A 15,291-nucleotide genomic window follows, 5' to 3' on the forward strand; every position below is an offset into this window, starting at 1 on the left:
TCACCATTCCATTGTATATTCTCCCGGTCCATTTTCCACGACAGATGACTGATAGAATTCCTTAGCAACCCTGATCAGATAATCCGTATCTTTCGCTCCGCCGGTCTCATAAGGAGAATGCATTGCGAGCTGTGCTAATCCAATATCTATCGTATTGACAGCTACCTGGGTTCCCGATATGTTTCCGAGTGTAGAGCCTCCAAGGATATCCGATCGGTTCACATAGGTCTGATATGGAACTTTCGCCCTCTCACAGAGCTGTGTGAAGATTGCTGCTGCCATTCCATCGGTCGTATACTTCTGATTGGCGCTGAACTTTATCACAACTCCACCATTCGGATAAGGCCGGTTCGTCGGGCAGGCCTTATCCGGCTGATTCGGGTGCACGCCATGAGCATTGTCAGCAGACAACATAAAACTGGACGCCAGAGCCTGTCGGTATTGACTGGATGTCCTCCCAAGGCTTTCATTAATCCTAAGAAGTGTATCGAATAAAAATGTCGATCCGGCTCCCTGCTTCGTGCTACTTCCAACCTCTTCATTATCAAACACGCAATGAACTGGAATACTTTCGCCATCTGCTGCCTGCAGAAATGCCTGCAAAGATGCAAATGCACACTGCAGATCATCCAGACGTCCAATCGAAATATATTCTTCGGATGCTCCCCAGACACTTCCTTTCATACGGTTATATAAGAACAGATCATTTCCAACAATGTCTTCTTCCTCCACACCTGCCGCCTCTGCGACCCGCGCCATGAAGGTCCCTTTGGCTGATTCACAACCATACAGCGGAAGCATGTCCTTCTGGGCATTGTACTTATAGCCTTCATTGGCTTCTCGATTCATGTGGATCGCAAGATTCGGAATCATGCATAAGTCACGGTCCACATTGACCAGCTTCGTAACAAGACGATTCCCCTCCCTGATAACCAGCCGCCCTGCAACTGACAGCGGACGATCCAGCCAGGGAGCGCAGAGCATCCCCCCATATTTTTCCACATTTAACTTCACATAATGGTTCTCCACTTCCATCTCTGGATACTCCTTAATACGAAAACTTGGGGAGTCGCTGTGGCTTGCCATAATCTGAAAACCAAGAAAATCTCTCTTAGGAATCCGAAATGCAATGATTGCGGAACTATTACGAATCACATAATAGTTGCCGCCTTCTTCCAGTTTCCAGGCACTTCCTTCCAAAAGCTGAATATAACCCTGCCCCTCTAATTCTTGCTTCATATTTTCAATCGCATGAAATGGGCTGGGACTCTTCTCAATGAAAGTAAATAATTTCTGTACTGTATCCATAGGTTCTATTTCCTTTCTCCATCAATTCCAGATTCTGATCCGAATGTTCTATTTCTCTCGAATATCGATAGACAACATTCACTACATCCTCGAAATCCAATTGCTTCTCATTTTTAATCCAACGAGACAACAGAATTTCCCGAATTAAAAACACACTGGTGACTGACATCTGTACCTTATTATAAGCCTGTCCATCATAGACAGCACCACAAAAATATGTAAAGATAAAATATACCAGTAACTGTTCCCTCTGTATCTTCCACTGTGGCATATTTTCCTCCATCCAGTTTCGGAATTCCTGATGTAATGCTTCATATCTAAGGGAACCTGCCGTATACAGAGCATGCTCCGTTTCCTTTAACTGTATCAGCCATTCTTCCCGAAGCAATTCCAGGGAATACAGATGCTCGAACATGTTCTTTGCCCATGTGTATCTCTGTTCTCTATGATTGCTGCCCTCTTCCATCTTCATGCGGACGAATTCCCGTGCCGATTCTGTCTGATATTTTACAAATACTTCATCACAGGAAAATATATCGCCCTTTTTGATTCGCACCTGCATATCATGGGCAATCCCGAGTACAAGACCAGCCCTTAATTCCAGACTGATCTCACGGTTCTGGAGAATCTTCACCATAATCTCCCGGCCTTCTACCAGCTTTGAATAGAGAAACGGATCATAATCATCGTACTCTTCTTCTCCATCTTTTTCAAAATTTAAAAAGGTCACCGGTTCTTCCTTTGACAAGAGAATCCTTGCCACTTCTGGGCAAGACACCGATAAAGTAATCTCCCGGACGCCTTCAAATTCTTCTACATGGCGGGGATATAGGCGGCAAGTTTTACATAGACTGTCCTTTCCCAGATTGCAATACATATCACACAGATTATCTTTATTCAGAAATGCACATCTTTTCTCTTCTGACTGTCGAAATGTCTCCTTTCTCCAGTCTATGGACCGAAACAGCTTTCTTCGGTAATTCCCCTTTACTTTCTTATAGCGGTGCAAAGATCTCTTATCAACTACGATCTGCCATCCTGCACAACAGGTGTCTTCACATTGATCTGCTGTACAGGTAAACATATGATAATAATCTGGAATTGTATACAACATATCATTTTGTCCCTTTACTTAACAATACTAAATCCGATCCCTATAGCCCCCGGTCCGGTATGCGTTGCAATACACATAGACAAAGGATTATAATAAACTTCTGCCCATGGGAAAGCCTTTCCCACTTCGCTGCACCATTCCTCTGCTTCTGCGGCCGTCAATCCCGCTCCTGCTGTGCCAATCCTTATTCGACTTCTGTCCATCTCTGAAAATCTTTCTTCTATATCTTTCTTTAGAGCTTCGATCATCTTATCCTTTCCTTTACGCATCCCACGAACTTTTGCAAATGCATCCAGACGTTCTCCCTGTATAGTAAGGACTGGTTTGATATTGAGCACTGCTCCTATAGCTGCACCTGCCGGAGTGACTCTGCCGCCTTTTTTCAGATATTCCAATGTATCCACTGTAATATAAATACTAGAATCATAAGCTCTTGCTTCCAGATCTTCTTTGACTGCCTTCGCAGATGTTCCTGCAGCAACAAGCCTCACGGCTTCCATAACAGCTTCTCTCTGCGTAACAGAGATTCTGTGATTATCTACGACCTGAACTTTACCATCATAATCATCGGACAAGAGAATCGCAGTTTCACAGGAATTACTCAGTCCGCTGGACATCGGAATATATACCAGTTCTTCATATCCCCCGGCCAACACCTTGTCCCACAGATCCATCACATCCCCCGGAGAAGGCTGGGATGTTGTGACATCGATTCCGCTCGTGAGGCTTCCATAGAACATCTCCTGAGTAAGATCCTGCCCCTCATATCTCGTTACTCCATCAACAATGACTGGCATAGGGAGAATGAATATCCCTTCCTTTTTTGCTTCTTCCTGTGTAATTCCACTGTTACTGTCTGTTACGACTGCCGTTTTCATCCACTTATATCCTCCTGTTTCAAATATTCTTTTACAACTTGAAATAAATTCCCATTCTATTTATAATTAGATGTGACAAATTGTAACATCTCAGAATTTTTAATTCAAGATAATTACTAATAACTGTTACAAATCAGGGGGTTTTGTTCATGAATAAAGAACGGAAAAATCAATCTAATATCCTTGCAAAGGAATGCATTGTTACCGCACTGATCCAATTATTAAAGGAAAAACCTTTATCCGCTATATCGGTCTGCGAACTGACAGAAAAGGCCGGCGTCTCCCGAATGACTTATTACCGTAATTATCAGTCCAAAGAAGATATATTTGCTTCCTATCTGGAAGATGCTTTGATGAATTACAAGCAGGAAGCAAAATCTCTGTCACTGGACAAACATTTCTATTCTTCAGAAAATCTTCTGCACTGTTTTTCTTACTTTGAAGCACATCAGGAATTTATTGACAGTCTCTTCAAAAGCGGTCTAAGCCATATGCTCCTGAATGCAATCAGTCAGTATGTCCTGGAGACCTGGTATCACCCAGGAGACAGCATCGAACTCTATTACTGTCTTCAGGCTTTTGCCGGTGCATTGTATAACCTTTATATTACCTGGTCCTCGAATGGTTTTAAAGAATCACCAGAAGAATTGGCAGAGATCATGTATCGAATCGTGCCTTCTCCTCAACCCGAATCTGTAACTCTGTAATGTGTTCTTCTTCTCTTCCAGATACATGGATATCCACCCAGAGGATCTCATACACATCACCGACCATCCGATACCCATGTTCTTTCGCATAAGCAAGCAACCTGGGGAGACACTGATAATTCTGGTTGCAATTGCCCCGGTAACTGATGGTAAGGTATTCTCCGCCCGGTATGACCATATCGCCCTCCGTATCTATGATAAACACACCTTCATATTCCCGGCATCTTTGGTTCCTTGCACTTTCTGCCAAGATTACAGAACCGATATGATTGCTTCCTATGATATAGGATTTATCGGGATTCTTATTCAGAAGCTGCTTGATCAGCACATCCATCTCTTCATCCCGCTCATATCCTTTCTCGATATAATAACAGCTTCGATCTGGCAATTGCTGTAACTGCACGACTCCAAGCACTTTTTCTTCACATTCTGAAAGAGTTTCAATACGTTCTTCTACATTCTTCTGTAGTTGCCTCAACTTCTCCTGCTTCTCTTCGATCATATGAAGCTCTTCCATCAACAGTACTTTCGTAGAACTAACCGTATGATGCTTCAGGTAATCCCCAATCTGTTCCATGGAAAAACCAAGTTCTCTCAATTCACGAATAACATTCAACCGCCAGATATCATCCAGATGGTAGAGACGATACTGATTCTCTCCACGCTTTGGCTTTAGTATTCCCAGTTTTTCATAATATCTCAGAGAATCTGCCCCGATATGGTATAGCTGTGATATCTCTCCGATTTTAAAATATTTCTTCATATAAATCCTTTTTTCTTTCATTTTCACTTGACCTTAGTATTATACCAAGGTTTAGTATAGAATACAACAAGGAGGTTTTACTATGAAGTTAGAAGGAAAATCATTACTTCATGATTTCTTTCGTTTTATCATTCCATCGCTAGTTGCCCAATGGGTATATGCACTTTACACGATGATAGATGGCATGTTCGTTGCCAGAGGAGTATCTGAACTGGCTTTGTCCGGTGTCAATATTGCCATGCCATTCGTTACCTTCCTTTTCTCCGTGGCATTATTATTTTCCGTAGGTTCCTCTACCATCATTGCCATGCTGTTAGGAGAAAAAGAAGATGCAAGAGCAAGGGAAGTATTTACCCATAATATTCTGACCGCCATTATTGTGTCTCTGTTGATTACATGGATCGTCCTGTGGAAATCCGAAGAGATTGCGTTATTCCTGGGAGCAACGGAACTCACCATGGATTACGTCCAGACATACCTGAAAACGATTGCATGCTTCAGCGTCTTTTTTATCTGTTCTTATTCGCTGGAGGTATTGATTAAGACCGATGGTTATCCTATGAAAGCAACGATTATCGTCACTACCGGAACGATTCTCAACTGTATTCTGGATTATCTGTTTGTCATCGCTTTTCACAAAGGAGTCTGGGGCGCAGCATTTGCGACAGGTCTCTCACAACTGTGTGTTGTATTACTGTATCTGACTCACTTTTGCAGTACCAAGACCCATATGAAACTGGTGAGGTTCACGCCATCTCTGTCTCTTATGTGGCGTACCATAAAGATCGGTCTGTCTTCTGGAATCACAGAATTCTCAGCAGGAATTGTCATCTTCCTGTTCAACCAGTCGATTCTCGCATATCTAGGCGAAGAATCCATTGTAAGCTATACCATTGTCACCTACGTCAGTACCATTGTGGTCATGTCGATGGCAGGTATCGCTCAGGGAATTCAACCTCTGGTCAGCTATCATTATGGCAGGAAGATGCCACAGAATTATCATCGTCTTTTAAAATATGCTCTTTGCTTTGGGACTGTATTTTCCATTGCAGCTTTTCTAATATCCCGAATGGTAGCAAGTCCACTTGTAAACTTGTTCATCTCACCGGAATTAGCACAACTTCGGGCCGATTCTGTAAGAATCTTTTATACATTTTCTTACTCCTTTCTGCTCTGTGGTTTTAACGTGATTATTGGCGGATTCTTTACTGCAATCGAATATCCCAAGTCTGCCATGGCCATCTCTCTGGGAAGAGGATTCATCTTTGTTGCCATAAGTCTCCGGATCCTGACAAGACTTCTTGGGGGAAATGGTATCTGGATGGCAGCAACACTTGCAGAAGGAATGTGTCTAGTACTTACACTGGTATTATTCATGTATTACCGGTCAACATGCACCCATTCTTAATGACCCTCCAATCAAAACAGGAATGTCGGATGCATAACTAATCTTCTCCTATTCTTTCTTTTCTTCCTAATCTTATATCTTCCATCTCTTCGGCCATCTTGGCATCCATATGGTCGAACAGATAATTCTTATTACTTTCGCGGCGGCTTTCATACTCCTCCCGGATCTGACGTCTGACAATCTCTACTTCTTCCCGGAATTCCCTGGATGAGATCAGTGTTCCTCCCTGTCCCAGAGTAACGACCTGTTCTACACCGTCTGACGTAACAACCGTTACGTGATATTTCTTTCCAATCTGATGAACGACCTTCTCAATATACTGATCCGCCGTCTCTGCTTCCTTGGTGTATACCACGTGGATATTGTGATACTTCTGGATCTCCAGCGCATAGCCATCCACCTTATAAGCATCAAAGACCAGTATGACTACACATTTCTTAAAGCCCTGATAATTGCACAGAACATCCATCAGCTTATTTCTCGCTGCTTCGATATTCTCCTTTGCCAGTTCCTTAAGATCATCCCATGCAAATATAACATTATAACCATCTACCAGAAGATACTCCTGAATCTCTTCTTTCTTCTTCGTATGTCTCTCTTTTTCAGCACTTACCGTTCTGGACGCAGGGCTTAACCTGCGCTCTACTTTTCCATAGGTTCGGATAAATATCTCTTCTAATTCTTTCTCTTCCTGACGACTTAAAAGCGCCTGGCGGCTTCTTCCCTTGTCTGAGCGATTCCCTGTATGGCTCACAGTCTTCGGCTGCAACAGCTTCTCTTCCTTTTCCAGCTGGCTTTCAATATGCATATATTCGGGAACCTGATTCCAAGGAACTACGAATCCTGCGCCATGAGAACAGAATACGGAACCGGTCGGGTTATCCAGATCTCTGTCCGGTTCGTATCCACTAATCTCAATCACCTCTTCTGCATTATGGCAAGGTTCATACCCTCTGAACGTACAGGTCAGCTTTCCGCGGCCTCTGGAATAACTGTTGACTTCTCTCTGGTAATCCCGCATCGTTGCTACCGGCGCACTTCCAGTCAGAATCGCCATCTCACCATGCGTCTGAGGCGGCTGAAATTCGCCGGACATCTTCTGGATATCCGTCATAGCACGTCCCACCATCTCAGACGGAACTTCCAGACAAAACTCATAATACGACTCCAGAAGAACGCTCTCTGCCTGCATCAGTCCCTGACGCACGGCACGATAGGTTGCCTGACGGAAATCTCCACCCTCTGTATGCTTCTGATGGGCTCGTCCTGCTGCCAGAGTAATCTTCATATCCGTAATCACAGCACCTGTCAGCACTCCGCGATGCTCCTTCTCTGCCAGATGGGTCATGATCAGACGCTGCCAGTTCTTGTCCAGCATATCTTCACTACAATTCGTATCCAGAACCAGACCGCTGCCCTTTTTCCCCGGTTCCATGATCAGATGAACTTCCGCATAATGGCGAAGCGGCTCAAAGTGTCCCACACCTTCTACCTTATTCCGAATTGTTTCCTTATATACAATATTTCCCGTGTCAAAGGATACCAGCACATGGAAGCGCTCCTGAATCAGGCTCTGCAAGATCTCAATCTGCACTTCTCCCATAAGCCGGGCATAGATCTCTCCTAATTCTTCATTCCATACGATCCGAAGCATCGGATCTTCTTCCTCAAGCTGCCGAAGATTCCGTAACATGGTATGTACATCACAGCCTTCCGGCAGCAGAATCCGATAATTCAGCACCGGTTCCAGCATCGGAGCCTGAGATTCCTTCTCTATGCCAAGACCTTCTCCCGGATAGGTATGACTCAGACCAGTCACCGCGCAGATACGTCCGGCTTCTGCTTCTTGTATCAATTCATACTTTTCTCCTGAATAGATACGGATCTGATTCACTTTTTCTTCCCAGCGTTCTTCATCCTCTACATGATCTGACATATGATTGGACAACATGGATTTGACCTTCAAGATTCCGCTGGTAATCTTCAGGTACGTCAGACGATTCCCCTGCGAATCACGGGATATCTTAAACACTTTTGCTCCAAATTCCTTAGAATGCGCAGAATCCTTCGCTGCATAAGGCAACGTATATCGTTCCATTCCATCCAGGAACTCTTGAACTCCCTGCAATTTTAACGCTGAGCCAAAATAACATGGATAGACTTTTCTCTGCACGATCAATCGGGCAATCGTCTCTTCACAGAGTTCTCCGGTCTGCAGATATTCGTCCAGAGCCTCCTCTTCACAGGTTGCCAGATTGTCATATAGTATCTCTTTCTCATCATCAAAGGCAATGCAGCCTTCATCCAGACTATGTTTTAATTCATCCAGCAGCTGTTCCCGATCCGTTCCATCCTGATCCATCTTGTTTACAAAAAGGAAGGTCGGAATCTGGTAACGCCGCAGAAGATTCCACACAGTACGGGTATGTCCCTGCACGCCGTCCATTCCACTAATCACAAGGATTGCATAATCCAATACCTGCAATGTTCGTTCCATCTCTGCCGAGAAATCCACATGCCCCGGAGTGTCCAAAAGCGTCACCTGTGTCTTTCCAAGTTCCAGGACTGCCTGTTTCGAGAAGATGGTGATTCCCCGATTCCGTTCCAGTTCATAAGTATCCAGATAGGCATTCTTATGATCCACACGCCCTAATTCTCTGATCTTTCCGCCGAGATACAAAAGGCCTTCTGAAAGAGTGGTCTTTCCCGCATCTACATGAGCAAGAATACCTACGCATATATGTTTTTTGGGTTTATTCTCAGATATCACATCCATAGAAAAAGCCCCTTTCTGCAATAAATAATCATCTGTAATAACCTGATTATTATATCACAGGAAGGGGCAGAAGTCGACTAATGATTAATGTATATTCCCATCCGTCAACGCAACTTTTATATAATCATGATGTACCAGTTCCAGATATTTTCCGAATACATCTGTTGTCTTCATTTTTATACTGGATGTGTTCACGCAAGGATGGCATGCGAATTCTTCATCTTGCAGCACTTCTTTATCTACCAGCAACTGTACACGGTTCTCCGGGTCGAAGATCAATCCCATAATGGTCGCCGAGCCAGGTGTGACATTTAGGTATTTTTCCATATCTTCTGCCGATGCGAAGGACAATCTGGATGTAGGAATCTGCTTCGATAATTCCTTTGTCTGCAGTGACTTCTTTCCCGGCATTACCAGCAGATAGAATGCTGTCTTCTGGCGATTGCACAGGAACAGATTCTTGCAGATCTCAATCCCAAGTGCCTCATCTACTCCCATACATGCCTCAATCGTAGCAACTGGAGGATGATCTACGCGGACATAGGGAATTCCTGCAGCATCCAACACATCATAAACTTTGATTTCTTTTTCTTTGCGTCCTTCTGTATTCACCGGGCGTCCTTCATACAATTCCATCTCTTTCCTCCTGAATCGTTATTCCATGAACTGATCGATCGTAAATAAATTATATTTTTTGGATATCTTTATATCTTCTTTGGTCAGTTTTAATCCTTCGATCAATTCACTGTCTTCCTTAAGTATAGAAGATGCAATCATTACCTTAATTGCCACCGGAAGCATCGTCTTATACGACAGGCCTGTAAGCATTCCAAGCTTACGGTTTGTACGGCTCAAACTATTAATGCAGCAGATTAGCACCTGTTCTGTAGGATTATTCTGATTCTGAAGTGTATAATTCTCTATAAATTCATATTTTCTGCTCATCCCTGCATACAAAGCTTTACAGTCTCCTGGATTCTGCACATCCTTCACATCATAAAACAACTGAATTCTCATCTGCCCCAAATCAGACAATATGTATCGCTCTATGATACTTTTCAAGATTCTCTTACTTCTTCCATCGTAAGAATACATATATTGCCGATCAAAAAATTCTCCTTCCAGCTCTTCAGTGTGAAACTCATCTTCCTCTGCCGCCAGAAGCTGTGACGGAGCAACCTTCAACACTTGTGAAATCTCCTCCAAAGTGGCCATATCCAGCGATATCAGACCCTTTTCATATTTTGAGATTGTAGATTTGCTCTTATGAATCTGCTTTGCCAGCTCTTCCAGAGTCATCTTATATGCCAGACGATATTTCTTAATATTTGTCCCCACTCGTTTGTCAATACTCATAACCTCTCCGTTTCTTACAAATCACTTTTTTTATGAAATATATCCCAAATTTATTTGAAATCACTTTTTTACTAATGATTTACAGAAAAAGTCTCTCTTTAATACATAAACACGAAAAAAGTTTCCTGTCAAGACACTTTCATCAATTTGCCGTGCACTTTTATTCACGTTAAAATAATATCATATTAAAGGAAAGATACTGAGGAAATTATGATGAATCAAAGACAATATAAAGACACCTTCGTGATTGGATTTGCAATATTTGCCATGTTCTTTGGCGCTGGGAATCTTATTTTTCCACCTTATCTTGGACTGATCACAGGCCAAAAGTGGTTTTTAAGTTTTTTATGTTTTATGTTCATGGATATGGGATTAAGTATTCTTACACTGCTCGTTGTTGCCAAATTAGGGAAAGGCGCTTCTGGGATTACAGAACGATTGGGCAGAATCCCTTCTTACCTGATTCTGACACTGAATGCACTCTGCCTGGGTCCATTGATTGCCATTCCACGAACTGCCGCGACTGCATATGAATTCTCGATAGCACCATTCTTTCCGTCCTTTGACGGGAAATATTTTTCTATTCTCTTTTTTGCAATCGTCGTTTTATTCTGCCTGAAACAGTCTAAAGTCATTGATATTATTGGAACTGTCTTTGCACCTTTGATTCTTTTGGCACTGCTGATACTTATTGTAAAAGGAATTCTGTCACCCCTTGGTTCTATAGATGCTTCTGCCTCTATGCAGAGCGCTGTAGCGGTCGGTGTTAATGCTGGTTATCAGACGATGGATGTGATGGCTGCCATGATATTCTCTGCCTCTATTTTACTTACACTGCAACAAAAACATTACACTGATACCAAACAACAATTTGATATGATTGCCCGGTCCGGAGTCATTGCTGCCGTTATTCTTTTCGTCGTGTATGGCGGTCTGGCATATCTGGGAGCAACGGTATCCAGTATCTACCCTTCAGATACTGACCGGGTTGTACTATTAATCGCAATCACTAAGTCCCTCTTAGGAAAAAAAGGAATGATTCTTCTGGGAATACTGGTCTGTATTGCCTGTATGACACCTGCAATCGGTCTGTTATCATCTGCCGCTTCCTTTTTTGAGAAGCAGACAAAAGGCCATGTCAGCTATCGTACATTTGTCTTTTTATTTGCAGGCATAAGCTGTATCATCTCAAACTTTGGAATCAGCCGGATTCTGGAACTTGCTTCCCCGATCTTAAGTATTCTCTATCCGGTATTAATCTTACTGGTATTCCTTGGATTATTCCAAAAACGTATTCCCAAGGATATGTTCTATCGATTTACCGTTTTCGGGGTATTTTGCATCAGTCTGCTAAGTCTTAGAATCCTATAATCTCTTTGCATACAAAAAAGAGAATCGGTACAAATAATGCCGGCAGCATATCTAATGTCTTAAATTTTTTTATATTCAGGATACTGCAGCCGGTACACATAATTAAGAAACCACCGACTATACATAATTCTGCTACCATCTCATCAGAGAAAAAGCTTGCCGACAGATATTTCGTGAGCAGAAAGATACTGCCCTGCCAACAGAACAGAACCCCTGCTGCAAGTGCCATCCCAATGCCATAGGTAGATGCCAGCACTGTACTTGTCACCAGGTCTAATGATGCGTTGGTAAACAGATATGTATTATCTCCATAAAGAGCACTCATTACCGGACCTACAATCGACAATGAACCGATACAGTACAACAGGATACCCGTTGTGAGTCCTTGCGCAAGATTCCCTTTGGAATGGCTGTCTACAAAGCGATTGAACCGCTCATCCAGGTTCAATTTGGCTCCGATCAGACTTCCTAATACAAGGCTTACGATAAAGAGTACCGGGTATTCGCTTTTTGGCATATTAGATACCACTGCATTAATTCCAATTCCAAAAGCCGCAAGTCCACATGCCTGAAACATTGCATTTTCATATTTTTCTCCGATTCCTTTTTTCAATACGCTTCCTGCAACACTCCCAACAAGAATTGTCCCAGTATTCACAATTGTCCCTAACATCTTATTTCTCGTTCCTTTCTTATCTTATTCTGTTACGTTCTTTTTTTCTCTCCAATGCAAAGCAAATGATAAAGAAGATGATTCCATATACTGTTGATATTGGCGCCGCAAGACCAACCATCATCAGAGATGTGTTCGGAAGGCTTGCCATAAATATAGAGATTGGAATACGGACACAAAATGCAGCTGTAATTCCTTGTATCATAACCGGTATACTCTTACCGCATCCATTAAAATATCCGATACTGCTGAATAAAATACAAGTCAAAAGACAATCTACCGAGAATCCTTTCAGATAATCCGCGCTCTGCAGGATGACCTGCATATCATTGGTGAATAACGAAGACATTACAGTCCCTCCGAAGAATCCGGCCAGGAAAATGAATATTCCCAATGTACAGCCAGTAACCATAGCCGTGCGCACTCCTTTTTTCGCTCTTGCTTTTTGTCCTGCTCCAATATTCTGTGCCACAAAAGCCGAGACACTCTGCATCACAGAAGACGGCACCAACATAATGAAAGAAATCAGCTTTTGTGCCACACCATATCCAGCCGACTGCATTAAGCCCATATTATTAATGATAGAATTAATCACCAGAAAAGAGATCTGTACCATCGTCTCTTGTAAAGCGATTGGAACGCCGACATTCAGGATTCTTCTTAACTCTCTTGGATATACCCTGCACTGCTGACGGGAAAAAGAGATTGGCATGTCTTGTCTGCGAAGCACGATCAAAGATATGATTACTGATACCAGCTGTGCAGTCACTGTCGCAAGTGCAGCACCGACTACATCCATATGTAAAGCCCCAACGCACACCAAATCTCCGATAATATTTACGACGCAGGCAACTCCAACAAAGAGAAACGGAAGATTCGCATTGCCGATTCCCCTTAGAACACCACTAATAACATTATACGCAATAATGATTACAATTCCAGCTGAACAGACACGAATATAGAGAACCGTCTTATCAAAAGATTCCGCAGGAACCTGAAGTAGCCCGGCAATATTTCCTGCAAATGCCTCCAGTAAAACCGTCAACACAATTCCTAATACAGTAAATAATATAATGGTTGTTCCAACAGCATCGCCGGCCGCTTTCGGTTTCTTCTCTCCAATATGCTGTCCGATAATTACCGTTGAGCCCATGGCAAGACTGGTGATAATAAATGTCACCATCTGCATAAATGCACTTCCGGTTCCTACTGCTGAGATACTCGTTGCATCTCCGAATCTGCCGACCACCAGCAGATCCACTGCTCCATATGCCGCCTGCAAGATCAATGCTCCAAGCACAGGCAGTGCAAAACGAATCAAAGACCCGAACACCGGGCCCTCTACAAATGATATTTCTTTCTTATCTTTACTTCTCATAATTCATTACTTCCTATTTTAATGTTTATCTGCTAATATCATGCTATTCAGCATATCACCATTGAGAAGTATTTGTAAAGCATTATATTAATTTTGTTTTCCCGTCACCTCCTTCAGACTTCCATTGGCCGGATTATCAAGAACCTTCCCATCTTCGTCGAAGCGGGAACCATGACATGTGCAATCCCAGCTGTGTTCTACCGCATTCCATTTCAGTGCACAACCCAGATGTGGACAACGTTTTTCTGATATTCTCAACAGATTTCCGACCGCAGTGCATCCATTAACCAGAAGCTGTGGCTTGAGCATGCTCCTGGACGGGTCAAAGACTGCTGCATACGGATTCTTTTTATTCAATATCTGATCTGTCAGTAGATTAGCTGCTACCATGGAAGAAGTCATTCCCCATTTATTAAATCCCGTGGCTACATAATATTCCGCACAGTTTTTGGAATACCGCCCAATATATGGCACCTCGTCTAATGTCATACAGTCCTGGGTTGCCCAGCAGAATTGTTCTTCCCGGTCATGATAAAACTGTCCGGCAAACTTTCGAAGTTCCTCCCAGTTGCCGCCCATTTTGCCAGTTCTATGATCTCCACCTCCAATCAACAGATAATTCTTATAATTACGAAACGACATTCCACACATTGCCTCATCCACATACATGCCGTCTATCTGAGGCCCATTTTCCAGCGCGATCACGTAAGAGCGATGCTGGTACATCTTCAGATAATACATTCCATGCTTATTGTCAATAGGAAAATGCGTCGCAAAGATTACTTTATGGAATGTAATCTTTCCATTTGCCGTTACAGCCTCATGTTCCTTTAATTCTGTCACAAAAGAATGTTCAAAAATGTTAAGATCTTTTGCAATTGCAGCAACAAATTTCAAAGGATGGAACTGTGCCTGACCTGCAAGACCGACGGCTCCCACATGATAGAAAGGAAGCTTTGTCTTCTCCGAAATATCCGTATCCACTCCAAGCCTGCAAAGGGCATCTGCCTCTTTCTCCAGCTTCTTTCTGTCATTTATCGAATAAACATATGCCATCTTTCGTTCAAGATCACAGTTCATCCCATGACACAGTTTCACGAACTGCTGCACTGCCGACTGATTTGCATCCAAATACATCTTTGCCTTTTCGTATCCTGCACTCTTAAGCAAACGATGATAGATCAGACCATGCTGTGCCGTAATCTTGGCTGTCGTATCTTTCGTAATCCCCGAGCAGATGGTCTTCCCCTCGACCAGAACATACGGGACTCTGTTTTCCTGTAAAAAATAAGCGCAGAGAATTCCTGCCATACCACCACCAATGATCAGTACATCCGTCTGGATATCTCCTTCCATACTTTTAAAATGTGGCAATTCTACACTTGCTGACCAGATTGACTCCATTTCCCCTCACTCCTCTTGTATCATAATGAAAAGATATATTATATTCTGTGCATATGTGAGCAGATTATCCACATAATCTTTTCTTGAATGAAAAAAAATACACCCACTTATTATGACATATGCTATAATGTTCCATAACGATTAAGAAAAGGAGC

Annotated in this window: 13 protein-coding genes; 3 read left to right on the forward strand and 10 right to left on the reverse strand. The window is 42.8% G+C overall.

From position 1 onward, the window contains the following. From JQM81_RS06435 to JQM81_RS06445, 3 genes are read right to left on the reverse strand one after another with little or no spacing between them, the layout of a single operon-like run. Positions 1 to 1,308: a M18 family aminopeptidase gene (locus tag JQM81_RS06435; protein ID WP_235232715.1), complete on the reverse strand. Its 1,308-nt coding sequence runs from the start codon at positions 1,306 to 1,308 to the stop codon at positions 1 to 3. After that, positions 1,274 to 2,422 (reverse strand): flagellin lysine-N-methylase, encoded by a 1,149-nt coding sequence (fliB, locus tag JQM81_RS06440; protein ID WP_235232716.1) that lies wholly within the window; start codon positions 2,420 to 2,422, stop codon positions 1,274 to 1,276. The genes JQM81_RS06435 and fliB overlap by 35 nt, the downstream gene beginning before the upstream one ends. Positions 2,423 to 2,436: 14 nt before the next feature. After that, positions 2,437 to 3,300, reverse strand: a complete 864-nt coding sequence (locus JQM81_RS06445) for a DegV family protein (RefSeq protein ID WP_235232717.1) — start codon at positions 3,298 to 3,300, stop codon at positions 2,437 to 2,439. A 149-nt stretch (positions 3,301 to 3,449) separates the two neighbouring features. Between JQM81_RS06445 and JQM81_RS06450 the strand changes: the two genes are divergently transcribed. Further along, on the forward strand, positions 3,450 to 4,007 hold the full coding sequence (locus JQM81_RS06450; protein ID WP_235232718.1) for a TetR/AcrR family transcriptional regulator: 558 nt from the start codon (positions 3,450 to 3,452) through the stop codon (positions 4,005 to 4,007). On the opposite strand, the gene JQM81_RS06455 is transcribed toward JQM81_RS06450, so the two are convergent. Beyond that, entirely contained in the window at positions 3,958 to 4,770 is an 813-nt protein-coding gene (locus JQM81_RS06455) for a MerR family transcriptional regulator (protein ID WP_235232719.1), read from the reverse strand. The genes JQM81_RS06450 and JQM81_RS06455 overlap by 50 nt on opposite strands. A gap of 82 nt (positions 4,771 to 4,852) precedes the next feature. Between JQM81_RS06455 and JQM81_RS06460 the strand changes: the two genes are divergently transcribed. Next, positions 4,853 to 6,178, forward strand: coding sequence for an MATE family efflux transporter (locus tag JQM81_RS06460; RefSeq protein WP_235232720.1), 1,326 nt, complete (start codon positions 4,853 to 4,855; stop codon positions 6,176 to 6,178). Positions 6,179 to 6,215: 37 nt separating this feature from the next. Here JQM81_RS06460 and JQM81_RS06465 read toward each other — a convergent pair whose 3' ends face one another. The 3 genes from JQM81_RS06465 to JQM81_RS06475 form a co-directional block, all read right to left on the reverse strand. Then, entirely contained in the window at positions 6,216 to 8,954 is a 2,739-nt protein-coding gene (locus JQM81_RS06465; RefSeq protein WP_235232721.1) for a translation factor GTPase family protein, read from the reverse strand. A gap of 84 nt (positions 8,955 to 9,038) precedes the next feature. Beyond that, positions 9,039 to 9,590, reverse strand: coding sequence for a prolyl-tRNA synthetase associated domain-containing protein (locus JQM81_RS06470; RefSeq protein WP_235232722.1), 552 nt, complete (start codon positions 9,588 to 9,590; stop codon positions 9,039 to 9,041). An 18-nt stretch (positions 9,591 to 9,608) separates the two neighbouring features. Then, positions 9,609 to 10,310 (reverse strand): helix-turn-helix domain-containing protein, encoded by a 702-nt coding sequence (locus JQM81_RS06475; protein ID WP_235232723.1) that lies wholly within the window; start codon positions 10,308 to 10,310, stop codon positions 9,609 to 9,611. A 210-nt stretch (positions 10,311 to 10,520) separates the two neighbouring features. Between JQM81_RS06475 and brnQ the strand changes: the two genes are divergently transcribed. Continuing rightward, the gene (gene brnQ / locus JQM81_RS06480) at positions 10,521 to 11,681 is read left to right on the forward strand and encodes a branched-chain amino acid transport system II carrier protein (protein ID WP_235232724.1); all 1,161 of its coding nucleotides are present in this window, start codon (positions 10,521 to 10,523) and stop codon (positions 11,679 to 11,681) included. On the opposite strand, the gene JQM81_RS06485 is transcribed toward brnQ, so the two are convergent. From JQM81_RS06485 to JQM81_RS06495, 3 genes are all read right to left on the reverse strand, one after another. After that, complete coding sequence (locus tag JQM81_RS06485) at positions 11,668 to 12,354, reverse strand: DUF554 domain-containing protein (protein WP_235232725.1); 687 nt, start codon at positions 12,352 to 12,354, stop codon at positions 11,668 to 11,670. The genes brnQ and JQM81_RS06485 overlap by 14 nt on opposite strands. A gap of 19 nt (positions 12,355 to 12,373) precedes the next feature. Further along, on the reverse strand, positions 12,374 to 13,732 hold the full coding sequence (locus JQM81_RS06490; protein ID WP_235232726.1) for an MATE family efflux transporter: 1,359 nt from the start codon (positions 13,730 to 13,732) through the stop codon (positions 12,374 to 12,376). An 87-nt stretch (positions 13,733 to 13,819) separates the two neighbouring features. Continuing rightward, complete coding sequence (locus JQM81_RS06495) at positions 13,820 to 15,136, reverse strand: FAD-dependent oxidoreductase (protein WP_235232727.1); 1,317 nt, start codon at positions 15,134 to 15,136, stop codon at positions 13,820 to 13,822. Positions 15,137 to 15,291: the final 155 nt, after the last annotated feature.

Source organism: Faecalicatena contorta (assembly GCF_021531895.1).
Classification (GTDB): Bacteria; Bacillota; Clostridia; order Lachnospirales; family Lachnospiraceae; genus JAFBIX01.

Coding starts and splice junctions, on each gene's coding strand:
- JQM81_RS06435 (WP_235232715.1), bottom strand. CDS start 1,308: ATGGATACAGTACAGAAATTATTTACTTTCATTGAGAAGAGTCCCAGC.
- fliB (WP_235232716.1), bottom strand. CDS start 2,422: ATGTTGTATACAATTCCAGATTATTATCATATGTTTACCTGTACAGCA.
- JQM81_RS06445 (WP_235232717.1), bottom strand. CDS start 3,300: ATGAAAACGGCAGTCGTAACAGACAGTAACAGTGGAATTACACAGGAA.
- JQM81_RS06450 (WP_235232718.1), top strand. CDS start 3,450: ATGAATAAAGAACGGAAAAATCAATCTAATATCCTTGCAAAGGAATGC.
- JQM81_RS06455 (WP_235232719.1), bottom strand. CDS start 4,770: ATGAAGAAATATTTTAAAATCGGAGAGATATCACAGCTATACCATATC.
- JQM81_RS06460 (WP_235232720.1), top strand. CDS start 4,853: ATGAAGTTAGAAGGAAAATCATTACTTCATGATTTCTTTCGTTTTATC.
- JQM81_RS06465 (WP_235232721.1), bottom strand. CDS start 8,954: ATGGATGTGATATCTGAGAATAAACCCAAAAAACATATATGCGTAGGT.
- JQM81_RS06470 (WP_235232722.1), bottom strand. CDS start 9,590: ATGGAATTGTATGAAGGACGCCCGGTGAATACAGAAGGACGCAAAGAA.
- JQM81_RS06475 (WP_235232723.1), bottom strand. CDS start 10,310: ATGAGTATTGACAAACGAGTGGGGACAAATATTAAGAAATATCGTCTG.
- brnQ (WP_235232724.1), top strand. CDS start 10,521: ATGATGAATCAAAGACAATATAAAGACACCTTCGTGATTGGATTTGCA.
- JQM81_RS06485 (WP_235232725.1), bottom strand. CDS start 12,354: ATGTTAGGGACAATTGTGAATACTGGGACAATTCTTGTTGGGAGTGTT.
- JQM81_RS06490 (WP_235232726.1), bottom strand. CDS start 13,732: ATGAGAAGTAAAGATAAGAAAGAAATATCATTTGTAGAGGGCCCGGTG.
- JQM81_RS06495 (WP_235232727.1), bottom strand. CDS start 15,136: ATGGAGTCAATCTGGTCAGCAAGTGTAGAATTGCCACATTTTAAAAGT.